Annotated in this window: 17 protein-coding genes, 2 tRNA genes and 2 pseudogenes; 20 read left to right on the top strand and 1 reads right to left on the bottom strand. The window is 64.3% G+C overall.

The genetic code is table 11. The features are described from left to right. Window positions 1-19: 19 nt before the first annotated feature. A complete protein-coding gene (rpmH, locus tag L5G32_RS15655) occupies window positions 20-163 on the bottom strand; it encodes a 50S ribosomal protein L34 (RefSeq protein WP_006337454.1) in 144 nt (47 codons plus the stop codon). 305 nt (window positions 164-468) lie between these two features. On the opposite strand from rpmH, the gene dnaA reads away from it, so the two are divergent. The 20 genes and pseudogenes from dnaA (at window position 469) to L5G32_RS15560 (ending at window position 22,627) form a co-directional block, all read left to right on the top strand. After that, window positions 469-1,995: a chromosomal replication initiator protein DnaA gene (dnaA, locus tag L5G32_RS15650; RefSeq protein ID WP_237011997.1), complete on the top strand. Its 1,527-nt coding sequence runs from the start codon at window positions 469-471 to the stop codon at window positions 1,993-1,995. 533 nt (window positions 1,996-2,528) lie between these two features. Next, a complete protein-coding gene (dnaN, locus tag L5G32_RS15645) occupies window positions 2,529-3,731 on the top strand; it encodes a DNA polymerase III subunit beta (RefSeq protein WP_237011996.1) in 1,203 nt (400 codons plus the stop codon). Window positions 3,732-3,744: 13 nt separating this feature from the next. After that, window positions 3,745-5,013 carry a DNA replication/repair protein RecF gene (gene recF, locus L5G32_RS15640; protein WP_237011995.1) on the top strand — a complete coding sequence of 423 codons (1,269 nt, stop codon included), beginning with the start codon at window positions 3,745-3,747 and terminating at the stop codon, window positions 5,011-5,013. Then, entirely contained in the window at window positions 5,006-5,554 is a 549-nt protein-coding gene (locus L5G32_RS15635; RefSeq protein WP_237011994.1) for a DUF721 family protein, read from the top strand. Before recF ends, L5G32_RS15635 begins: the two co-directional genes overlap by 8 nt. 197 nt (window positions 5,555-5,751) lie before the next feature. Beyond that, window positions 5,752-7,803, top strand: coding sequence for a DNA topoisomerase (ATP-hydrolyzing) subunit B (gene gyrB / locus L5G32_RS15630; protein ID WP_237011993.1), 2,052 nt, complete (start codon window positions 5,752-5,754; stop codon window positions 7,801-7,803). A gap of 188 nt (window positions 7,804-7,991) precedes the next feature. After that, window positions 7,992-10,493, top strand: coding sequence for a DNA gyrase subunit A (gyrA, locus tag L5G32_RS15625; RefSeq protein WP_237011992.1), 2,502 nt, complete (start codon window positions 7,992-7,994; stop codon window positions 10,491-10,493). A 53-nt stretch (window positions 10,494-10,546) separates the two neighbouring features. Further along, complete coding sequence (locus L5G32_RS19415) at window positions 10,547-11,683, top strand: DUF3566 domain-containing protein (protein WP_237011991.1); 1,137 nt, start codon at window positions 10,547-10,549, stop codon at window positions 11,681-11,683. Between the two features lie 210 nt (window positions 11,684-11,893). Beyond that, window positions 11,894-11,970, top strand: a tRNA-Ile gene (locus L5G32_RS15615). 29 nt (window positions 11,971-11,999) lie between these two features. Beyond that, window positions 12,000-12,072 (top strand) — tRNA-Ala (locus L5G32_RS15610). Between the two features lie 302 nt (window positions 12,073-12,374). Next, a pseudogene (locus L5G32_RS19470) lies at window positions 12,375-12,593 on the top strand (TetR/AcrR family transcriptional regulator C-terminal ligand-binding domain-containing protein); the annotation flags it as partial. A gap of 151 nt (window positions 12,594-12,744) precedes the next feature. Beyond that, window positions 12,745-13,205 (top strand): annotated as a pseudogene (locus L5G32_RS15605) (DDE-type integrase/transposase/recombinase); the annotation flags it as partial. Window positions 13,206-13,243: 38 nt separating this feature from the next. Continuing rightward, the gene (locus L5G32_RS15600; protein WP_237011990.1) at window positions 13,244-14,635 is read left to right on the top strand and encodes an ABC1 kinase family protein; all 1,392 of its coding nucleotides are present in this window, start codon (window positions 13,244-13,246) and stop codon (window positions 14,633-14,635) included. Window positions 14,636-14,735: 100 nt separating this feature from the next. Beyond that, the gene (locus L5G32_RS15595; protein ID WP_237011989.1) at window positions 14,736-15,716 is read left to right on the top strand and encodes an alpha/beta hydrolase; all 981 of its coding nucleotides are present in this window, start codon (window positions 14,736-14,738) and stop codon (window positions 15,714-15,716) included. Then, complete coding sequence (locus L5G32_RS15590; RefSeq protein WP_237011988.1) at window positions 15,713-16,540, top strand: MlaE family ABC transporter permease; 828 nt, start codon at window positions 15,713-15,715, stop codon at window positions 16,538-16,540. The genes L5G32_RS15595 and L5G32_RS15590 overlap by 4 nt, the downstream gene beginning before the upstream one ends. Then, a complete protein-coding gene (locus tag L5G32_RS15585) occupies window positions 16,540-17,406 on the top strand; it encodes an ABC transporter permease (RefSeq protein ID WP_237011987.1) in 867 nt (288 codons plus the stop codon). The genes L5G32_RS15590 and L5G32_RS15585 overlap by 1 nt, the downstream gene beginning before the upstream one ends. A 61-nt stretch (window positions 17,407-17,467) precedes the next feature. Next, a complete protein-coding gene (locus L5G32_RS15580) occupies window positions 17,468-18,463 on the top strand; it encodes an MlaD family protein (protein ID WP_237011986.1) in 996 nt (331 codons plus the stop codon). After that, complete coding sequence (locus L5G32_RS15575; protein ID WP_237011985.1) at window positions 18,460-19,464, top strand: MlaD family protein; 1,005 nt, start codon at window positions 18,460-18,462, stop codon at window positions 19,462-19,464. The genes L5G32_RS15580 and L5G32_RS15575 overlap by 4 nt, the downstream gene beginning before the upstream one ends. Further along, window positions 19,461-20,498 (top strand): MlaD family protein, encoded by a 1,038-nt coding sequence (locus L5G32_RS15570; protein WP_237011984.1) that lies wholly within the window; start codon window positions 19,461-19,463, stop codon window positions 20,496-20,498. Before L5G32_RS15575 ends, L5G32_RS15570 begins: the two co-directional genes overlap by 4 nt. Window positions 20,499-20,501: 3 nt before the next feature. Continuing rightward, window positions 20,502-21,632 (top strand): MlaD family protein, encoded by a 1,131-nt coding sequence (locus L5G32_RS15565; protein ID WP_237011983.1) that lies wholly within the window; start codon window positions 20,502-20,504, stop codon window positions 21,630-21,632. After that, window positions 21,629-22,627, top strand: coding sequence for an MlaD family protein (locus L5G32_RS15560; RefSeq protein WP_237011982.1), 999 nt, complete (start codon window positions 21,629-21,631; stop codon window positions 22,625-22,627). Before L5G32_RS15565 ends, L5G32_RS15560 begins: the two co-directional genes overlap by 4 nt. Window position 22,628: the final 1 nt, after the last annotated feature.

Genomic DNA, 22,628 nt, shown 5'->3' with positions numbered 1-22,628 from the left:
CGATCGGATACGCGCCGGCTCAGGCGGTCAGCTTGGCGCGGCCCTTGGAACGGCGACCGTTCACAATTGCGCGGCCGGCGCGGGTACGCATGCGCAGACGGAAGCCGTGCACGCGGGCACGACGACGGTTGTTCGGCTGGAAAGTACGCTTCCCCTTAGCCACTGGGTGCTCCTTGAGTCGATACTGCAGGTGGTCTTCTTGCCCGACGATGCGTACCGGTCTCATCTCATGACGAGATGACCTGCACTCACGCTTAGGCGACCTTTCGACAGTACTGGACCACCGCGGCACGATCAAACCCGCTGCGACCTGCCCAGATCACCGACCGGTGAATTACATCCGTGAAATTTGTTCACAGCTTTCTCCACAGATGTGGATAAGTGTGTGGACAACTCGCGCTGGCGAGGCATTTCGTGGCAACCTCTAGGACGCAAGGTTGTGGATTGTTGGTAGAAGGGGGCACCGGAATGGCGAGCGATCGCGAGTCGTTCAGCGACGTCTGGAAGCAGGTCGTCACTGAACTCACCGGCGAATCCGCTACGCCGAGTGGGCAACCCCTCTCGAGGCAGCAGAAGGCGTGGCTGTCCCTGGTCCAGCCGTTGACCCTGATCGAGGGTTTCGCCTTGCTCGCAGTGCCGACGCCGCTGGTCCAGGAGCAGATCGAGCGGAATCTCCGCGAGGTGATCCGGACGGCGCTCAGCGCGAACCTCGAGCAGACCGTCGACATCGCGGTCCGGGTCGCCGAGCCCGAAGAGATCGCAGGCGCGCCCGCCGAGTCCGCTCTGACCCCGACGTCGGCCCGGACTGCCCCCGACGTCACACCTGGGCAGGCAGCTGCTGCAGCGTCGAACGAGTTCTCAGCGCTGAACTATTCGGAGACGCCGCAGGGTCCGCAACCCGGGCCGCGCGAGTGGACGAAGTACTTCGACGAGCGCGACGTGACGACCCCCGCCGATGCCAGCACGACGTCGCTGCACCCGCGGTACACGTTTGACTCGTTCGTCATCGGCGCGTCGAACCGCTTCGCGCACGCGTCGGCCGTCGCCGTCGCCGAGAATCCGGCGCGGGCCTACAACCCGCTGTTCATCTGGGGCGAGTCCGGTCTCGGCAAGACCCACCTGCTGCATGCTGCCGGCCACTACGCCCAGCGGCTCTACCCGGGGATGCGCGTCAAGTACGTCTCGACCGAAGAGTTCACCAACGACTTCATCAACTCGCTGCGTGACGACCGCCGGGTCGCGTTCAAACGCCGATACCGCGACATCGACATGCTGTTGATCGACGACATCCAGTTCTTGGAGGGCAAGGAAGGCATCCAGGAAGAGTTCTTCCACACCTTCAACACGCTCCACAACGCGAACAAGCAGATCGTCGTCTCGTCCGACCGCCCACCGAAACAACTCGCGACTCTCGAAGATCGCCTGCGTACGCGCTTCGAGTGGGGCCTGATCACCGACGTCCAACCGCCCGACCTGGAGACGCGCATCGCGATTCTTCGGAAGAAGGCCCAGATGGACAAGCTGGCCGCGCCGGACGACGTCCTCGAACTCATCGCGTCGAAGATCGAACGCAACATCCGCGAGCTCGAGGGTGCGCTGATCCGCGTGACCGCATTCGCGTCCTTGCAGAACGCCGAGCTCGACCGATCACTCGCCGAGGTGGTGCTCAAGGCGCTCATCCCGGACGACAGCGCGATCGAGATCAGCGCGGCGAGCATTCTTGCAATCACCGCCGAGTACTTCGACATCTCGATCGAGGATCTGCGCGGCCCGAGCAAGATGCGACCGGTGACGCAGGCGCGTCAGATCTCCATGTACCTGTGCCGCGAACTCACTGACCTGTCGCTGCCGAAGATCGGTGAGGCGTTCGACCGCGATCACACGACGGTCATGTACGCGGTCAAGAAGATCAACAAGGAGATGCCCGAACGCCGCAAGATCTACGACCATGTGCAGGAGTTGACGGCGCGTATAAAGCAGCGGGCCAACCGCTGACTCGCCTCGCGTCCCATCGGCACCGCAACCCATCACGATGAGTTCCGCGCGACACGAAGTCACTTCTGTCGTTTCGCTCCCGGCGTGTCGCACCGGCAAAAGCCCAGGTGCGTGTGCACCGCGCCCTGTGGACAACTTGGTGACCAATCGGCCTCGAACTGTGCACAGGAGTTGTACACACTGTGGATAACTATGTCGGTCCACAACCGACCAAAGTTATCCACAGGCTCCGTCCGCCGTCGGTCCCCAGGACTGCGTTCGATCTGACCTGGACTTATCGGTGTAGTCCACAGATTCCACAGCGCCTACTTCTATTGAATATTTCTCTAAAGAGATGTTCTTTTAAAAGCAGGTCTGTGCATACACAGCCCCGGAGCCGCAGACGCGGCTCGGTCGAGCCGTCGAATCTCGCATGCTGTTGCGATACACCACGGTCCTCGCTCTAGAGTGGAACTCGGTGGCACGGCCGTGTCGCCGGAGTCGAGCGCGTTGTAGCGCACGGCCGACAGCCAGCAGAAGGGCAATCACCGCAGATGAAGTTCCGTGTCGTGCGTGACGAGTTCGCCGATGCCGTCGCATGGGTTGCCAGGAGCCTGCCGTCGCGTCCGCCGGTACCCGTGCTCGGATGTGTCGTACTGACCGCGGGGGACCACGGTCTCCAGGTCTCCGGTTTCGACTACGAGGTCTCGGCGACGCAGACGATCTCCGCCGAGGTCTCCGAGGACGGAACAGTGCTGGTCTCGGGCCGTCTGCTCGCTGACATCACCAAGGCACTTCCGCACAAGCCCGTCGATGTGAGCATCGACGGCAGCCGGATCGCGATCGCCTGCGGCAGCTCACGGTTCTCGCTGCCCACGATGCCGGTCGAGGACTACCCGGACCTGCCGGACGTCCCGCAGACCACCGGCAGTGTCCCCGCAGATCTTTTCTCCCAGGCGGTCTCGCAGGTCGCTGTCGCCGCGGGCCGCGACGACACCCTGCCCATGCTGACTGGCGTCCGCGTCGAGATCGAAGGCGACAAAGTGGTCCTCGCGGCCACCGACCGTTTCCGTCTCGCCGTGCGTGAACTGCAGTGGAATCCGTCCGAGGCAGGCACTTCGGGCGCCGCCCTCGTGCCGGCCAAGACGTTGTCCGAAGCCGCGAAGTCGGCTGGCTCAGACGGCACCGGCAGCGTCGACCTGGCATTCGGATCGGCGCACGCCATCGGTTCGGACGGCATCCTCGGCATCACGAACAACGCGAAGAAGACCACCACGCGACTGCTCGACGCCGAGTTCCCGAAGTTCCGTCAGCTGTTTCCTGCCGGACACACGTCGGTGGCGTCGATCGACAGTGCTCCGCTGATCGAGGCGATCAAGCGTGTCGCCCTCGTGGCCGAGCGCGGCGCCCAGGTCCGACTCGACTTCAGTCGCGACTCGGTGATGCTCACCGCAGGCGGCGACGAGGCCGGTAAGGCCGAGGAAGAGCTTTCGGTCGCCTTCTACGGTGAGCCGATCATCATCGCGTTCAACCCGACCTACCTCCTCGACGGTCTGGCTGCAATCGGTTCTGAGACAGTCGAATTCGGATTCACGAACCCTGAGCCCGACGGCAGCGGTCAGCGGCGTGCCGCGATCCGTCCCGCGGTGCTTCGGCCGGCGTCCGGCAACGAGCCCGCAGCCGACGAGGCAGGCCTGTACCCCGCTCCCGACAGTGAGTTCAGCTACCTGCTGATGCCTGTGCGTCTGCCGGGCTGATCAGCGACGAGAAGTGTTCGTTCGAGATCTGACGCTGCGCGACTACCGCTCCTGGCCGAGCGCAGAGTTCACGCTGGCTCCGGAGACGACGATCTTCGTGGGCCGCAACGGCTTCGGTAAGACGAATCTGCTCGAGTCGTTGTTCTACGTCGCGACGCTGCGCTCACATCGCGTGTCGACGGACGCACCTCTCGTGCGGTCGGGGGCCGACGTCGCGAAAGTCTCGGCCACAGTGGAGAACGACGGTCGCGAGCTTACCGTCGATCTGGCGATAGCGGCGTCGGGGGCGAACAAGGCGGCGATCAACACCCGACCGGTGCGGCGTACCCGTGAAGTACTCGGCATTCTTCGGGCCGTCCTGTTCGCTCCGGAGGACCTCGCGTTGGTTCGCGGGGACCCGAGCGAACGTCGACGGTTCGTCGACGAACTCGTCGCTCAGACGCGGCCGATGGCAGCAGGCGCGAAAGCCGATTACGACCGTGTTCTGCGGCAGCGGTCGGCGCTCCTCAAGACGGCGGGCGCCGCGATGCGACGAGGTGAGACCGATTCCGTCATCAACACACTGGATGTCTGGGACTCTCAACTCGCTGACTTCGGCGCCCAGGTCACAGCCGCACGCCTGGCGATCGTCCGACAACTCGCGCCGCTGGTCAGCGTGGCGTACGCGTCGATCGCACCGCATTCGAGGCTGGCGACTATCGCCTACCGTTCGGCGGCCGGTCCGGACGTGGACGTATCCGAGGGCGGCGACGCATCGATCGACGACATCCGCGGCGTCCTCGCTGCGCGGCTCGTCGAACTACGTGACAAGGAGATCGATCGGGGTGTGAGCCTCGTCGGCCCACACCGCGACGACCTCGAACTCGTCCTCGGCGACGAGCCGGCGAAAGGATTCGCCAGTCACGGGGAGTCGTGGTCGTTCGCGCTGTCTCTGCGCCTGGCCAGCGTGGACCTCCTGCGCGCCGACGGCGTCGATCCGGTGATCATGCTCGACGACGTCTTCGCTGAACTCGACGTACGACGTCGGGAGAAGCTCGCCGCGTTCACCGAAGGCGCCGAGCAACTGTTGGTGACGGCCGCCGTCGCCGACGACATCCCGGCCTGCGTCGGCGGACGTCGTATCTCGATCGGTGTGGCCGAGGACGACGGTCCGCGGCGATCGCTGGTGGTGGGGGACGAGGCGGTCTCCGGGGTCTCGACCCCGTTCGACCAACGGGAAAGTGGGCTCGACCAACGGGAAAGTGCGCTCGACCAGCCGATGGGGGATGAGAGCGATGACTGACGAGACACCGGATCCGCTTGCCGGGCGCAGCGGGTACGAGATGGCGCGTAAGGCTCTGGAGCAGGCACGGGCCGAAGCGCGAGCGGCGGGGAAGTCGGTCGGGATGGGCCGGTCCGCACCCATTCGGTCGCGTCGTCGCGGTGGCGATCGGTCGCGTCGTTCCTGGTCAGGCGCTGGACCCGATCCGCGAGACCCGCAGCCGTTGGGAAAGTTGACGGGTCGACTGGCCAAGGATCACGGCTGGGAGCCGAAGATCTCCGAGGGGGCGTTGTTCGCGCTGTGGCCGTCGATAGTCGGGGACGACATCGCGGCACACGCCGAACCGGAGAAGCTCAACGAGGGCGTCCTCTACATTCGGGCCGAATCGACGGCGTGGGCCACCCAACTGCGCTACATGCAGGGACAGATTCTGGGGAAGATCGCCAAGGCGGTCGGCCACAACGTGGTGACCAGTATGCGCATCTTCGGTCCGCAGGCTCCGTCGTGGCGCAAGGGTCCCCGGCACGTGTCTGGCCGCGGTCCGCGCGACACCTACGGGTAAGCCCCGCCGGACGTGCAGGCGTCTCGGCGTCATTTTGCGCGTGAGCGCGATTAATCGGTCGTCAAGACCAACGGAGACGAGAGAATCCAAAAAAATCGCGCTGTGGGGACGTTAGGCCGTGGCGTGCCGTCGTCTAGTTCGGTTGAGGCAGTACACTGGAGGCACCTGCCCTCTAGATGAACAGGAGCGGACACTCCGTGGCCGAAAGCAGTAGCAAGGCGCCGAAGAAGAAATCTGGCGAATACGATGCCGACTCCATCTCCATTCTGGAGGGCCTGGAAGCCGTCCGCAAGCGTCCCGGCATGTACATCGGTTCCACCGGTGAACGGGGTCTGCACCATCTGATCTGGGAAGTCGTCGACAACTCGGTGGACGAGGCGATGGCCGGGCATGCGTCCCGCGTCGACGTGACTCTTCGCGAAGACGGCGGCGTGACGGTCGTCGACGACGGTCGCGGTATCCCCGTCGGACTGCACGCGACCGGTGTTCCGACCGTTGAGGTCGTCATGACGCAGCTGCACGCGGGCGGCAAGTTCGACTCCGACTCGTACGCCGTCTCCGGTGGTCTGCACGGCGTCGGCATCTCGGTCGTGAACGCGCTGTCGACGCGAGTCGACCTGGAGATTCAGAATCTCGGTTCGTACTGGAACCAGACGTACACGTACGCGAAGCCCGGTCCGCTCGTCGAGGGCGCCAAGACCTCCGGCACCGGCACCAGCGTCACGTTCTGGCCCGATGACGAGATCTTCGAGTCCACGAAGTTCGACGCGGAGACCGTCGCACGCCGGCTGCAGGAGATGGCCTTCCTGAACAAGGGACTGACCATCACGCTCACGGACGAGCGAATCACCGAAGCCGAAGCGGAAGCCGAAGTCGAGGCGGACAGCGATACCGCCGAGCTCCCCGACGCGACCAAGTCGGCCGAGGAGAAGGCCGAGAAGATCGCCAAGATCAAGACTCGGACCTACCACTACGCGGACGGAATCATCGATTACGTCCGGCACCTGAACAAGCGCAGCAAGTCGCCGATCCACCGGACGGTCATCGGATTCACTGCGAAGGGCACCGGTCATGAGATCGAGATCGCGATGCAGTGGAACGAAGGCTATTCCGAGTCCGTTCACACGTTCGCGAACACCATCAACACGCACGAGGGCGGCACCCACGAAGAGGGTTTCCGCTCGGCGTTGACGAGCACGGTGAACCGGTATGCGGCCGACAAGAAGTTGATCAAGGAGAAGGACGGCAAGCTCGAGGGCTCCGACATCCGTGAGGGTCTCGCCGCCGTGATCTCCGTGAAGGTCGCCGATCCGCAGTTCGAGGGTCAGACCAAGACCAAGCTCGGCAACACCGAGGTCCGCAGCTTTGTGCAGAAGGCGTGCAATGAGCACCTCTCGCACTGGTTCGAGGCCAACCCGGCCGAAGCGAAGACGATCATCCGTAAGGCGTCGGATTCGCAGCAGGCCCGCATGGCTGCCCGCCGCGCCAAGGACCTGGTCCGTCGTAAGACGGCGACCGACATCGGCGGTCTCCCCGGCAAGCTCGCCGACTGCCGTAGCAAGGACCCCGAGAAGTGCGAGGTCTACATCGTGGAGGGCGACTCGGCAGGCGGCTCAGCCAAATCCGGTCGTGACTCGATGTACCAGGCGATCCTGCCGCTGCGAGGCAAGATCATCAACGTCGAGAAGGCTCGCATCGACCGCGTCCTCAAGAACGCCGAAGTGCAGTCGATCATCACGGCGTTCGGCACCGGCATCCACGACGAGTTCGACATCTCCAAGCTGCGCTATCACAAGATCGTCCTGATGGCCGACGCCGACGTCGACGGTCAGCACATCGCGACGCTGCTGTTGACGCTGCTGTTCCGCTTCATGCGTCCGCTCATCGAGCAGGGTCACGTGTTCTTGGCGCAGCCGCCGCTCTACAAGCTGAAGTGGCAGAAGGGCGCCGCACCGGACTTCGCGTACAGCGATCGGGAACGCGATGCCCTGCTGAAGGCCGGCCTCGAGTCGAACAAGAAGATCAACATGGCCGACGGCATCCAGCGCTACAAGGGTCTCGGCGAGATGAACGCCAGCGAGTTGTGGGAGACCACGATGGACCCGGACGTCCGCGTCCTCAAGCGTGTGACGCTCGACGACGCCGCAGCTGCCGACGAACTGTTCTCGATCCTCATGGGTGAGGACGTCGCGGCACGTCGTAGCTTCATCGCGCGTAACGCCAAGGACGTCCGTTTCCTCGACGTCTGAGCCGACCGACTGAACTCTCCGACAGACCCTGACCGCCTCATACTGGTCGAGCCGACGTGCTGGTCGAGACGTCACAACCGGTCGAGCCCAGTGCTCGTCGAGACCTGGTAGTTGGTCGAGACCTGGTAGTTGGTCGAGCCCTGTGTTGGTGGTCGAGCGGAGTCGAGACCCTATAAGAAAGTGATGCAATGAGCGACGAATCCGACCTGTCACCGCTGAACAGCGACGGCACCGGTGACCGCATCGATCCGGTCGACCTCGGCCAGGAGATGCAGAACTCCTACATCGACTACGCCATGAGCGTCATCGTCGGCCGTGCCCTCCCAGAGGTGCGCGACGGACTGAAGCCAGTGCACCGTCGTCTTCTGTACGCGTCGTTCGACGCAGGCTTCCGGCCGGAGCGCGGATACGTGAAGTCGGCGCGCCCCGTCTCGGAGACGATGGGTAATTACCACCCGCACGGCGACAGCTCGATCTACGACGCGCTGGTCCGCCTCGCGCAGCCGTGGTCGATGCGCTACCCGCTGATCGACGGTCAGGGCAACTTCGGTTCTCGAGGCAACGACGGCGCGGCCGCGATGCGTTACACGGAGGCTCGACTCACGCCGCTGGCGATGGAGATGCTCCGCGACATCACCGAGGAGACCGTCGACTTCATTCCGAACTACGACGGCAAGACCTCGGAGCCGACGGTTCTTCCGTCGCGTGTCCCGAACCTGCTGATCAACGGTTCGGGCGGTATCGCGGTCGGTATGGCCACGAACATTCCGCCGCACAACCTGCGCGAAGTGGCCGACGCGGTGTTCTGGGCGCTCGAGCACCCGGAAGCGGACGAGGAGCAGTTGCTCGACGCGTGCATGGAGTGCGTCAAGGGACCCGACTTTCCGACGGCCTCGCTCATCGTCGGCACCCAGGGCATCAAGGACGCCTACACGACGGGCCGCGGAAGCATCCGCATGCGCAGCGTCGTCGACATCGAGGAGAACAAGGGGACCACCACCCTGGTGGTGACCCAGCTCCCGTTCCAGGTGAACCCGGACAACCTGATCGGCTCGATCGCCGAGCAGGTCAACGACGGTCGGCTCAAGGGCATCAGCAAGATCGACGACGAGTCGTCCGACCGCGCCGGTCTGCGCATCGTCGTCACCCTCCGTCGTGACGCGGTCGCGAAGGTGGTGCTGAACAACCTGTACAAGCACAGCCAGTTGCAGACAAACTTCGGCGTCAACATGCTGTCGATCGTCGACGGCGTGCCCCGCACGCTGCGCCTGGATCAGATGATCCGCTACTACGTCGCCCACCAGATCGACGTCATCGTGCGTCGTACCCGGTACCGGCTGCGTAAGGCGGAGGAGCGCGCTCACATCCTGCGCGGCCTGGTCAAGGCGCTCGACGCCCTCGACGAGGTGATCGCATTGATTCGCGCGTCGGCCAACACCGACGCCGCCCGCACCGGGTTGATGGATCTGCTCGACATCGACGAATTGCAGGCCGACGCGATCCTGGCGATGCAGCTGCGTCGTCTGTCGGCGCTGGAACGTCAGAAGATCGTCGACGAACTCGAAGAGATCGAGCGCGAGATCGCGGACCTGAAGGACATTCTGGAGCGTCCGGAACGTCAGCGCGCGATCGTCCGGGACGAGCTCAAGGAGGTCGTCGAGAAGTACGGCGACGATCGCCGCACCAAGATCATCGCGGCCGAAGGCGACGTGGCGGACGAGGATCTGATCGCCCGCGAAGACGTCGTCGTGACGATCACCGAGACCGGCTACGCCAAGCGGACCCGCACCGACCTCTACCGCAGCCAGAAGCGCGGCGGCAAGGGCGTGCAGGGCGCCGGTCTCAAGCAGGACGACATCGTCGCGCACTTCTTCGTGTCCAGCACGCACGACTGGCTGTTGTTCTTCACGACCAAGGGCCGCGTCTACCGTGCGAAGGCTTACGAGCTGCCCGAGGCGAACCGGACCGCGCGCGGACAGCACGTCGCGAACCTGATGGCGTTCCAGCCGGAGGAGAAGATCGCACAGGTCATCCGGATCTCCGGGTACAACGACGCGTCGTACCTAGTGCTCGCCACCCGCAACGGTCTGGTCAAGAAGTCGCGTCTGGACGCGTTCGACTCGAACCGCTCTGGCGGCATCGCAGCGATCAACCTGCGCGGCGAGGACGAACTGGTCGGTGCACAGCTGTGCAGCGGTGACGACGATCTGCTTCTCGTGTCCAAGAAGGGGCAGTCGATCCGCTTCACCGCTGACGACGAGACGTTGCGTCCGATGGGCAGGCAGACGTCGGGTGTGCAGGGCATGCGGTTCAACAACGAGGACCAACTGCTCTCCCTCAGCGTCGTCCAGCCGGACACGTTCCTGCTCGTCGCCACGTCGGGCGGCTACGCCAAGCGCACGGAGATCGACGAGTACACGGCACAGGGCCGCGGCGGCAAGGGCGTGCTGACCATTCAGCACGATCCGAAGCGCGGCGACCTGGTCGGTGCGATCATCGTCGATCTGGACTCCGAGGTGTACGCGATCACGTCGAGCGGCGGTGTTATCCGCACGCTCGCCAAGCAGGTCCGCAAGGCGGGACGTCAGACGAAGGGTGTTCGCCTGATGAACCTGTCGGACGGAGACAGCCTGTTGGCGATCGCACGCAACGCCGATGAGCCCGAAGAGGGCGCGGCAGACGAAGAATGACGGCCGACAGCGTTTAGGGTGGGTGTCATCACCCGTCCAGTGAGGATTTGCTTGTGAGCACACCTGACGACCAGAACGTCGAACGCGGCCAGGTCGTTCCGCCGTGGAAGCGCGGCGAGAAGACTTCGTCGACCGGTAAGACGGCAGGCGAGATCGCCAAGGCTGCAGGCGTCGACACCGGCAGCAGGCCTGCTGCCGGTCCGGCGCCTCGCGGAGTCGTATCGAGTACACCGTCTGCGTCGGCCAACAACGGTCCGGCGTCGTCGTCTGCACCGACGCCATCTGCGCCGCCGGCCCCGCCCTCGGCTGGGCAGGGTTCGGCTGGGCCGGGCTCGGCTGGGCAGGGCGCTGGGGGTTCCGGAGCCGGCTCGTCAGGTCCGAATCCGGTGAGTCAGAGTCAGCCCGCTCAAGGTGAGCCCGGTAAGAACCAGCCGAGCCAGAGCAAGCCAGGCCCGAACAAGCCAGGTCCGAGTCAGCCGAGTCCGAATCAGCCGGGCCCCCAACCGGGTCCGGCGCGGCCGAGTAATCAGGGATCGGTACCCGCCAGCAACCGTCCGCAGTCGAGCAGCGCGGCGCTGGCCGCTGCCGCGGGATCCGCAGGCGGGCCCCAGCAGCCGAGTCCCCCGCAGCCAGGTGCTCAGCCGGGCGGTCCGACGGAGTCGAAGCCGTTCGTCGAGTCGGATACGCGGAACATCCCGCGGAACGACCTGGCCAAGAAGGACGAGCTTCCCGATCTCGATGCGATCCACCACGTGGAGGCATCACGGGAGGCGAAGGCCGCGGCGCGGGCCCAGAGTCTGACGATTCCGTCACGGTCGGGGGTCGGTGTGCCGTTGCGGGCCGCCGTCCAGATCCGTCGCGTGGACCCGTGGTCGGTGTTCAAGGTGGTCGGCGTCCTGGCAATCGTGGGCTTTTTCATCTGGATGATCGCCGTGGCCGTCCTGTACGGCGTTCTCGGTGGCATGGGTGTGTGGGACCAGATCAACAGCTCGTTCGGCACTCTCGTCGAAGGTGAGGGCCAGAGCACGGGCGATCTGATCGGCACCGGCATGGTGTTCGGCTTCTCGGCGGTGTTCGGCATCATCGGCGCGATCCTCATCACGGGAATCGCGACCATCTCCGCGTACATCTACAACGTGTGCGCGGACATGGTCGGTGGCTTCGAGGTGACTCTCGCCGATCTCGACTGACGGCACCTGACGCCGGTCGAGCTCTACGCTGGTCGAGCTCACCGCCGGTCGAGCGGAGTCGAGACCCACGTACCGCACCCCGGTCGAGACCTCGCAGGGACCGCCGGTCGAGACCTCCCAACGACCGCCGGTCGAGCGGAGTCGAGACCCCCGCTGACCACCCGTTTTGTTTGTTTGCATCTGGTCGGGTAACGTTCCATCTCGGTTCACGGGCCTATAGCTCAGGCGGTTAGAGCGCTTCGCTGATAACGAAGAGGTCGGAGGTTCAAGTCCTCCTAGGCCCACCACGACCACCCTCCCGACTCGTCGGGAACCCGGGGCCTTAGCTCAGTTGGTAGAGCGCCGCCTTTGCAAGGCGGATGTCAGGAGTTCGAATCTCCTAGGCTCCACAAGAGATAGAAGAAAGATAGATCGGAAGAGGTCCTCAGCGGTTCGCCGCGAGGGCCTCTTCTGTTGTGCTGCCGCAGCCTTACCTCTCGGCTCGCAGCGTCAGCTCTCCTGCCGCACGTTCAATGTGTCTTAGCAGCCTCAGCGCAGGCTGCTAAGACGCATCGAGAAGGCTACTGGGTACGCGACGTTGCGGTGGGGGAGGCGAGGCTGCGATGCCAGGTCATCGGCGGTTCGATTCCCAGTCGAGTGACACCCGAAGTCGTTCGAGCGCGGCACCGTTGACGAGATCTTCCAGAGTTGGGTGTCAGTGCACCGCGTCGCCCGGCTTATGAATGCACCCGAAGCACGCAGACCCTTCGTCGCCTTAGTCGCCGCGAGTCAACTCGACCACGAACTGGGACAAGCGTTGCGCGAGCGCTTTATCGACACCAGGCGCACAACCGCCCGTCGCCTGATCGCCGAGTACCAACTTGAGACCCCGGGCGGGAACCAGGCTGACGTCGACGTGGTCATCGACCTCATTTACGGCGCACCCTTAACTACCGGTTGCTCATCAGCGGAGACAGCCTTGGCGAATCAGCAGTGGACCGACTCCTCGACGCTCCTCTCGGCACCATCGACAGCAGGTAACCGGTCTGGCGTCTCACCCTCACGACGGTGCCTGGATCCAGCACTGGACCGAGGAGGGCAAGCGCTAGCTCTGCGCCGTCATGGACGTGCTCTCTGGCTGGACCGTGGGCTACTCGATCACGACAGAGTGAAATCGGGCCTCACCGTGAACGCCCTGGACAACGCGATATCGCAGCGTCGCGATGCCACGGGCAGCATCGTTCATTCGGACAGAGGATCTCGGTTCAGGTCACGGAAATTGTGCACGCACTAAACCATCACCACCTCGTCGGCTCGATGGATCAGGTCGGCGCCGCCGGCGATAATGCCGCGATGGAATCGTTCTTCGCGCTGCTCCAGAAGAACGCATTGGATCGGAAGCGCTGGCGAAACCTGAGAAGAGCCGCGGATTGCGGTCATCACCTGGATCGAGCAGACCTATCACCGACGTCGAAGGCAGGGCCGATTGACCCCCATCGAATACGAGACGATCATGAACCTGGCCGTGGACCTCGCGGCCTGACACCACAGCTGTCACGTAATCGTGGGGCAGGGGAGACGGTGACAGACAAGGATGTCAGTGCGGATGACGAGTCGAGCCGCAGCCGGCTTCGGCGGGGAACCTCGTTGGGGGGCGTCGCAGCCAAGCATGCAGTGAGAGTGGCGGCCACGTCGGCGACTGCACGGTTCAAGTCTTCGGAGGAAGTGGCGTCCGCCCGCGATCAAGCGGCGCTCAGGCTTGCCGACGATCTGGTGGCGGTGCTCGGCGGGATGCGAGGTGCGGCCCACAAACTGGGTCAGGTAATCGCGATGATCGATGTGGGCCTGGCGACCCGAGATACGCGAGATGAATTCTCGCGGAGGCTGGAACCGTTGTTCTCCGTGGCACCGCCGTGGAACGACCGCGCCATGAAGCGAGTCCTGGAAAAGTCTTTGGGTGCGCGATTCTCACAGATCGCGCATCTCGAAGGCCCGATCGCGGCCGCGTCGATCGGGCAGGTGTATCGGGCGCGGCTGAGCGACGGCCGCGAGGTTGCGGTCAAGGTGAAGTATCCGGACATCGACCGGATGGTAGCCGCGGACCTGAAGAACCTCAGTCTCTTGACTCGAGTGATCGGGTCGCATATCCGAGCAGCGAACCCCGACGAGATAGTCGACGAGGTCGTCCGCCAGATTCGAACCGAACTCGACTTCGCCGCCGAGTGTGCGAATCAGCAGCGCTTCGCGGAGCGCTTCGAAGGGCACCCGGCGTTCCGGATACCGGGCGTGGTCGAAGAGTTCTGTACCGACGAGGTTCTCGTCAGCGAGTTCGTCGATGGCATGGACGTCAAGGGTGCCAGCGAGTTGGACGCACCCGACCGGGATCTGATCGGTGAGACCATCTACCGATTCTATTGCGGTGAGATGTATGGGACCGGGGACTTCTCTGCGGATCCGCATCCGGGGAACGTGCTGATCCTCCCCGATAAAACAGTCGCCTTTCTCGATTTCGGTCTGTGCGTCTCGCTCGACGCCAGGGAGCTGAAGTTCGAGCAGGATGTGTTCTCCGCGCTGCTCCGCGGCGACACCGGCCACGCGTACCAATTGGTGCGCGACGCTGGCTTCATCGTCGACCCGGACAGCCTCGATGCCGAGCAGTTCGCCGAGTACGCACTGGCATCCGTCGGCTGGCACCTGCATCCAGGCCCTCAGACGATCACCCGAGCTACCGCACGACGAGCCGCCACAGCAGCCGTGTCTCCCAGCGGTCGATACGTCGGGCGCATGGGGCGCCAGCGGATGGTGGAAGGTCACGGGTTCGGCCGCCGCAACGAATTGGCCACGTGTGCGCTGCTGGGTCGGCTGGAGGCCACAGCGCCATGGTCGGAGATCAGCCGCGAGATTCTGGGGATGCGGGCGCCGGCGACCCCTTTGGGTGAGTCGATCGCCGCGTGGCGCTTGCGTTCGGACTGAAGGACACGAAGGAGTTCGGCCGATTCTCTGGACTTAGTGGGAATGGCGTGTCAGTCTAACTAATGTTACGTACGACCAGATCCCAGGTGAAGGGGAAGTGATGGCCGAGTCCGTGGTGTGGACCTATCCGGGGCGCAGTGTGACCTCGCGCGTCGCACGGGTCTTGATCAGGGCGACGGCCCGGCCGGTGCTCGCGTTGTGGGCGAAGTTCCCCAGATTCCCTTGGCCGTACTGGGCGCTCGAGGTTGCGACCGCGCTGCTTCCCGCGGTCCGGGGAGTGCGCCGCAGCCGGATAGCGCTCACCCACTGTGCGATGGAACGCACCGATCGCGGAGGGTCGCCACGTGATGGCGCGATCCTGTACCTGCACGGCGGGGCGTTCCTGGTCGGCGGGATACGCAGCCACCGTCGGCTGGTGTCGAGAATCGTCCGTACAACAGGTGTCTCGGCGTTCGCCGTCGCCTATCGTCAACTGCCGCACCACTCCATGAGCACATCGATAAGCGACTGCCTCGAAGCCCTGCAGCGAATCATCGATTCCGGTGTGTCGGTGGACAAGATCGCCATCGTGGGGGACTCAGCCGGAGGCTACCTGGCACTCATGGTCGCCCGGGCCGCGGAACGCGGAGGCACCGGCAGGGTTGCTTGCATCGGCTGCATGTCCCCGATCATCGACCTGGACCCAACGGGAAAACTCCGCGCTCCCGAATCGAACTGCGACCCGCTGATTCCCCCAACGGCGCTGACCACCATGTGGCGCGAAATCTCAGTGGCCGAACCTGATGTGGAGTACCTGCGTTCGTTGCGCGAGATCGCGACCGCGAGTTCGACCGAACTCGCCCAGTTACCTCCTCTGCTGATCCAGGTCGGATCGGACGAGATCCTGCGACCGGACTCCGACGCGCTGGTCGCGCTCAGCGCGGCCGCCAGGGGCGACGTAGCTCTAGAGCTGTACCCAGGGCAGGTACACGTCTTCCAAGCGGGTGCCGATCTCATTCCAGAGGCACGGGTCGCGCTGAACCGGATGGCCGACCATATCGTGCGTCACCTGGTGGCTGATGAGAGAAGACGCTCTGCATGAGCATTGCGACCAGGCTTTTCGATCGGGGTGACGCCTACGTCCAGAAGACGGTCATGGGTTCGCTTGCGACGTTCGGTCGAGCTGTCCAGTTGAGCGTCGCAACCGTCGTGCTGGGAGGCAGGGACATCGTCCGGCGGAGGTTCCCGGTTCGCGACTTCGTATCCCTCACGTGGTTCATGATCACGGTGACAGCGACGCCGACGATCCTGGTGTCGATACCTTTCGGCGTCATCGTGTCCGTGCAGGTCGGCAGTTTAACGCAGCAAGTAGGTGCGACGTCGATCTCCGGTGCTGCTGGCGGGCTCGGCGTCATACAACAAGGTGCGCCGATGGTGGCCGCGCTCCTTCTCGGGGGTGCTGCCGGAGCCGCGGTGGCCGCTGATCTGGGTGCGCGGATCCTGCGTGAGGAGATCGATGCGCTGCGAACGATGGGAATCGATCCCATCCGCCGCCTCGTGGCCCCCCGGGTCGCGGCGATGCTCGTCGTGGGACCGCTCATCTGCGCGCTCACCATCATCATGGGCTTGGCTACGGGTTTCGTCGTGGCAGTGACCGTCCAGGGCGTCGCCCCGGGCTCCTATCTCATGTCGTTCGCATCGTTCGCGAGTTTCACCGACATCGCAATCGCTCTCGGCAAGTCCATGGTGTTCGCGGCGGTCGTCGCGGTTGTGGCGTGTCAGCGGGGAATGGAAACCAAGCACGGGGCGAAGGCGGTCGCCGATTCAGTGAATGCCAGCGTCGTCATCGGCGTCGTCGCAGCCTTCGCTCTCAATCTGGCGATCACCCAGGTGACGACGATGTTCTTTCCGCCGAGGGTGCTCTGATGGCATCGACGTATTACCCACCGACTGTCGGCCCGATCATTCGCGTTGCGCGAGCGGCAACAAAACGCCCGCTCACGGGGAGCGCGATGATCGGTCATCAGTTCTATTTCGTCCTGGCGGTCGTCAGGTCGTTGCCGATCGCAGTGCTCCGTTACCGCAAGCAGGTGCTGATGCACATCGGTTCCATCGCTTTCGGAAACGGGTCGGTCGTCGTCGGCGGTGGAATGCTTGGGGTGCTCGCAGTCCTCGGTATCGCGGTCGGGGGAACCGTCGGTATTCAGGGATTCGCACTCCTCGACATGGTGAACATGGGGCCGCTGACGGGGTTCGTATCGGGCTACGCGGTCACTCGCGAGCTCGGTCCGCTGATCGCGGCAGTGGGTTTCGCGGCGCAGGTCGGCTGCCGCATCACCGCGGAAGTGGGCGCGATGAGGATCTCCGAGGAGGTCGATGCGATGGAGGCTTCGGCGATCCGACCGGTGCCGTTCGTGGTGGGCACGCGCGTGGTGGCGAGCGTGCTGTCGATCGTGCCCCTCTACCTGATGACGTTGATGACGTCCTATCTTGCGTGCGAAGTACTGGTCGCAGTGATCCATCAGCAATCAGTCGGCACCTACCAGCATTACTTCACGGCCTTCGTGTCGTCGACCGACGTCCTGTACTCGATCGTCAAAGTCATCGTCTTCGTGGTGGCGATCGTGCTGATCCACAGCTATCAGGGTTATTACGCGATGGGCGGGCCGGAAGGAGTCGGAACAGCCGCCGGACGGGCGATCCGGGCAAGCCTGGTGATCGTGGTGAGTCTGGACATGATCCTCACCCTCGTGCTGTGGGGTTTCGACTCCGGCGTGCAGATCTCGGGGTGATGTGGTGCCACTGTGGAACGACCCCTCTGGACGGGAACCGAAACCCGGGGTACTGCGTGTCATGGGGCTGATGGTCGTCGCAGCGCTTGCCGTGACGGGTGTCGCGTTGTGGAAGTGGTCCGATGGCGACTTCGCCGACCGGTTCCACTTCGTGCTGATCACCGACCGCGTCGGTGACGGTGTGGCGGCCGGCTCGGACGTCAAGTTCCACGGGTACCGGATCGGGGAAGTCGAGTCCATCGTCGTCACCGACCATGGACGCCAACGCATCGAACTGAGCACCGAACCCGGTCAATCCACTGGATTGACCACAGACCTGATACCGAGCTATACGGCCTCGAATATCTTCGCGGGTGCCAGTATCGGACTGGTCCCGACCGGTATAGACCCGCGCCCGCTTCACGACGGTCAGATGATCGACGTTCCCGGTGGAAGCTCCGGACTGGGAACACTCACGAACGTGCTGGGGCGGGCGGGGTCACTGACGTCCACCCTCAGTGACCCCGAAGTCCTCAAGGCGTTCGACACGGTGCTGCGATACAGCGAGCCCGGAATCGCGCTCGTACGGGAAGCACTGCCGCTGTTGTCGGGGCTCGCAGACGATCAGAAGATGCCGGTCGGCCGAGTCCTCGCCGACCTGAACACAGTCCTGGAGGCGGTGACGCCGGTCGTCGTTCCGGCGATCGACCTGATCGACAACGTCCTCGAAACTTCCGAGTACCTCGATGACCCGGGCGGCCTCGATACCGCGCGCGCAGGTCTGGACGGCGTGAGCGACCGATTCGTGGCGCCGTTCGGGAGAATCCTCGGCGAGAACGCGCCGTACCTGCGGTCGCTCATCGATGTGGCGCTCGACTTCTCGGTACCCGTCGTCGCATCGGTCGGCACCATCCCGCACGCGTATTCGAAACTGACCGGACTCGTCCGCAGGACCGGAGACGCCTTCCAGAGGGGTGACGACGGAGGCGTTCGGCTCCTGGTCGACGTGCTCCTGACCAAAGCTCCGCAGATCGCGACGCCGCTGCTGTCGAAAGAACGCGAGGGACGGAGCCGATGAAGACGCCGCGACAGTCGCTGATCCTGATCACCGCATTCGTTCTCGTGATCTGTGCCGGATCGTTCGTAGTGGTGCGGATTATGCGCTCGCCGGTGCCCGGCGACATGATCGCCTACTCTGCACTGTTCACCGACGTCTCCGGCTTGTACACCGGTGACGCAGTCCGCATCTCCGGTGTCGCGGTGGGCAAGGTCGAATCCGTGGAGTTGGTCGGTCCCCTGGCGCGCGTGGGGTTCACGGTGGCCGACGATCACCGACTCGAGAGCGATACGGTCATCGCCGTCCGATACCAGAACTTGGTAGGTCAGCACTATCTCGAAGTGGTCGGCAAGCCGGGCCCAGCCCCTAGGCAGGAGCGATCGGCAGACATTCCGACTTCGCGGACCATTCCTTCCTTCGATGTGACGGCGCTCTTCAACAGCGTCGCGCCCCTGATCGGAGATGTCGACCCGAAGATCCTGAACGACTTCGCCGAGAACGTGGCGCTCCTGTTGCAGGGCGACCGCCGTGGGCTCGGGCCGGCTGCCGAAGCCGTGGGCAAGATCGCAGGCTTGGTGAAGCGTCGAGATGCCGTGCTGGTGGGACTCGTGGACAACGTCAGCGAGCTCGCCGCCCAGATCGAAGGGCGTTCGGGACAAGTCGCGACGCTCGTGGAAAACCTGAACGCCACGATCATGAAGTTCACGACGCGGATCCAGACGGTTAAGGAGTCATTGGCGTACGGCGACAAGGTGCTCGTTCCGCTCGTCGACCTGCTCGAGACCATGCAGGGCAGCTACGACTCCAATTACGGTCCACTCGACGCTTTCATGCACCGCGTGGTGCCGTTCACGCCGCAGCTTCTCCAGTTACTCGAGGCCGTCCCGGGTCTCCTGGACAGCATGAATCGCGGAGCCGACAGAAATGCGGCCGCCACGTACTCATGCACGAACGGGCGCCTGGACCTTCCGATGATCACCCAAGTCCTGGTAGGCGGGCGCGACGTGGTGGTATGCCGATGAAGCGCTCCGCGATCGCAGACAAATTCGTCGACCTCCTGGGGGCGGGCCCGCCCAGGGGAGCGCGTATCGCACGCCGGCAGCAGATCGGGATCGGGCTGTCGGCGGTGGCGGTCCTAGCAGTCATCTCGGCAGTGCTCGGTGTGCTGTACGTGGTGTCCCCGGGGTACCAGCGGTTGAGCGCCGAGTTCGTCAACGCGTCCGGTGTCCGAGCCGGCGACCAGGTGCGGATCGCCGGCATCCGAGTTGGCAGCGTGGAGTCGCTCGACATCGACGGTGACCGCGTCCATGTGCGTTTCACGGTGCGCGAGGGCGAGCACATCGGATCCGATACGGCCATCGCCGTCAGGCTCCTGACACCGGTCGGGGGCCGATTCCTGCAAGTCAAACCCAAAGGCGGCGAACCGCTCGGTGACGGGATCATCCCGGCGGTCAAAGTGACCGGAACCTACGATCTGTCGTCGATCCTGGAGCAGGCGACACCGAAGATGCAGGCGCTGGACGGATCGAGACTCCGTACGGTGATCGATCGAGTACATGAAGGGATGACAGCCGAACCATGGCTGGGGCGCGACGTTCTCGACGCCACGGCGAACCTGGCATCCCAGCTCGCCACCCGAGCGGACCAGATGCAGACCACCCTGCAGATGAGCGACGAGTACGTTGCAGCAACGGCCGCCGACAGGAAGATCCTCTTCACGCTGATCGCCAGCCTCAGCGATATCGGATCAGAACTCGGAGTACGTCACGTCCAGGTCCGCCGCGTCTTCAACCTCCTCAAGCGCCTCATCGTCTTACTCGAGCGACCGGTCACGGCATACGCGCAGCGGATAGAGGGTCCGGTCAATGACCTGGCCGACCTCCTCGAACGGCTGGAGCCGAAAGCGCAGACCGTCGACAAGGCGGTGGGCGACGTCGAATCCGCGCTGTCGACTGCCCGCACTCTGCTCGGATCCGGCGGTGTCACCCTCGACCAGGGGAAGCGTCCGGTCACCGGCGTCGACCTGTGCGTTCCGTCTCCGGGAAAGGAGTGCTGACCGATGAGCACACCTGAGACCGGACAGACATCGCAGACTCGCCGCCGCCATATGCTGGTAGCCATCGCACTCCTGCTCGTGACAGCAGTCGTCGCCGGTACGGCCGCGTACTTCGTCTGGCCCCGGGTCAGCGAGAACCTGCTCACCAGAGATGTGTGTATCGACTTCGCCGACTCGGCCGGCCTATACGAAGGCAATGCCGTCGAGCTGATGGGACTGCCGGTGGGCACGGTCGCTTCGATTGAGCCACGCAAGGGCGGCGTGCGGGTCACGACGTCTGTCGAGCAGACCCTGGTTCTGCCTGCAGATGCCGGAGCAGTCCTGATCGACAGTTCGATCGTCGCTGACCGACGAGTGGAGTTCGACCGGCCATACACCGGCGGCCCGAAGTTCACCGGCGACGAGTGCATCCCTGTCGAGCGGACCACTACGCCGCGCGGGACGAGTGCCGGTTTCAAAGCGGTCGACGATCTGCTGACCGAGGTCATGGGCAGTGACAGCCGACAACCCGCCCTGGGTGGCACCAATGACCTCGCCCAGGTCACCGAGACGTTCGCGAAGAACTTCGGCGGACGCGGAGACGACATTGTGCAGCTGATGCGCGACGTCCTCACCGCCCAAGGCAATCCCAACCAGGCGGACGCGATGATCCGGCGGATCCTGGACAACAGCGACATCCTCCTGAGAGAGGCAGCCAGCAAATGGCCGGACATCGCGGAGACTCTCGAAACGATCAACGTCGCGGGACTGGCGTTCACCGCGTTCTCCGAGGAGTTCTCTGCGACGCTCGCCTCCGCCATCAGGTGGGTACCGGTCGTCGGGCGGAACATCGCCCGGTTCGGCGACCGGGTACTCGGCCTGATCGACCTGTTCACCCCGTGGATACGGGTGCTGGCGCCTTTCGCGACTCACATCGCTCAAGCTGTCGCCCAGCTGCCGGGACTGGCTACCGTCACAGACCGCATCTTCGACCCGGAGACCGGTGCCCTCCGCGTGCAGTGGACGCCACCGACCCTCCCGATCACCCGATCCGATGAAGCCGCCTTGTGCGCGGCACTGAACGAGCGGACGTGTACGCGAGCGGTCGCGGCAGAAACCGGTCTGGTGCAGTTGATCTTGGGAGGCGCACGATGATCGCGCTACGCAGGTTGGGAATCAGCGCCCTCGTGATCGCGATGGTTGCCGGACTGTCCGGGTGTGGATCATTGCCCGGCGTCACCGACAGCGCCTCGTCGTACAGCCTCGACATCGAATTCGAGAGCGTGCTCAACGTTCCGTCCGGTGCCAGCGTCCTGTTGGACGGTGTGCGGGTCGGCGACCTCAGCGCAGTCCGTTTGGAGAAGGACGTCGCGATAGCAACGGTAGCCATCGATCGCGGCGTCGAGATTCCCGAATCCGCGTTCGCTGCGCTCGAACAGGAGACTCTCCTGGGCGACATGTACATCGCCCTGTCGACGCCACCCGGGGCCGCCGGGCCGTACCTGTCGGCAGGCGAGACGATCACCGTGGACAGGACAGCGCCCCCGGACAATGTCGAGACCGTGATGCTGCGCGTGTCCCAACTCCTCAACGGCGGGCTTCTCGGACGATCGCAAGACGCGATCGCACAGCTGAACGAGGCGCTGCCGGATCAGCCTGAGGAGCTCTCGAGACTCGCCAAGACGGCCACCGAGCAGTTGATCGACATCGGAGATTCGACGCAGCAGATCGATCACGCTTTGACCAGCGCCGGAGGTCTGATCGGGACGGTCAGCGAACACCGGAAGACGGTCGAGCGTGTGCTGACCATCGGTCCGGAACGGTTCGGAAAGATGCAGGAACTGTTCCTCTCGCTCGTCGATCTCATTTCGAATCTGCGGCTCGTCACGAGACCCGGCAGCAACCTCTTGAACACGACGACGTATTCCGACCTCAAGACCATGCTGGCCACCGTCGATCCGTGGCTGATGGAGATCGCGAGATCCGATCGAACCCTCGGACAGAATGCGCTGGAGGTACGCGACCTACTCGTGCGGAAGGTCGCCCCGTTCGTCCGAGACGGCGGCGAGGTCGACGTGCGGCGTATCGATCATCGGAACGTACAGGCGACCAGAGTCGTCGACTTCCTGCGTGCGATCGGCATGGTGTGAG

It is taken from the genome of Gordonia zhenghanii, assembly GCF_021738965.1.
Lineage (GTDB): Bacteria > Actinomycetota > Actinomycetes > Mycobacteriales > Mycobacteriaceae > Gordonia > Gordonia zhenghanii.
Note: the sequence above shows the minus strand (reverse complement) of the source record. Positions and strands in the feature narration are given on the sequence as shown.

Excerpts from the sequence above, each read along its gene's own strand:
- dnaA (WP_237011997.1), top strand. The coding sequence starts at position 469 with ATGGCGAGCGATCGCGAGTCGTTCAGCGACGTCTGGAAGCAGGTCGTC.
- dnaN (WP_237011996.1), top strand. The coding sequence starts at position 2,529 with ATGAAGTTCCGTGTCGTGCGTGACGAGTTCGCCGATGCCGTCGCATGG.
- L5G32_RS15635 (WP_237011994.1), top strand. The coding sequence starts at position 5,006 with ATGACTGACGAGACACCGGATCCGCTTGCCGGGCGCAGCGGGTACGAG.
- gyrA (WP_237011992.1), top strand. The coding sequence starts at position 7,992 with ATGAGCGACGAATCCGACCTGTCACCGCTGAACAGCGACGGCACCGGT.
- L5G32_RS15595 (WP_237011989.1), top strand. The coding sequence starts at position 14,736 with ATGGCCGAGTCCGTGGTGTGGACCTATCCGGGGCGCAGTGTGACCTCG.
- L5G32_RS15590 (WP_237011988.1), top strand. The coding sequence starts at position 15,713 with ATGAGCATTGCGACCAGGCTTTTCGATCGGGGTGACGCCTACGTCCAG.
- L5G32_RS15585 (WP_237011987.1), top strand. The coding sequence starts at position 16,540 with ATGGCATCGACGTATTACCCACCGACTGTCGGCCCGATCATTCGCGTT.
- L5G32_RS15580 (WP_237011986.1), top strand. The coding sequence starts at position 17,468 with ATGGGGCTGATGGTCGTCGCAGCGCTTGCCGTGACGGGTGTCGCGTTG.
- L5G32_RS15575 (WP_237011985.1), top strand. The coding sequence starts at position 18,460 with ATGAAGACGCCGCGACAGTCGCTGATCCTGATCACCGCATTCGTTCTC.
- L5G32_RS15570 (WP_237011984.1), top strand. The coding sequence starts at position 19,461 with ATGAAGCGCTCCGCGATCGCAGACAAATTCGTCGACCTCCTGGGGGCG.
- L5G32_RS15565 (WP_237011983.1), top strand. The coding sequence starts at position 20,502 with ATGAGCACACCTGAGACCGGACAGACATCGCAGACTCGCCGCCGCCAT.
- L5G32_RS15560 (WP_237011982.1), top strand. The coding sequence starts at position 21,629 with ATGATCGCGCTACGCAGGTTGGGAATCAGCGCCCTCGTGATCGCGATG.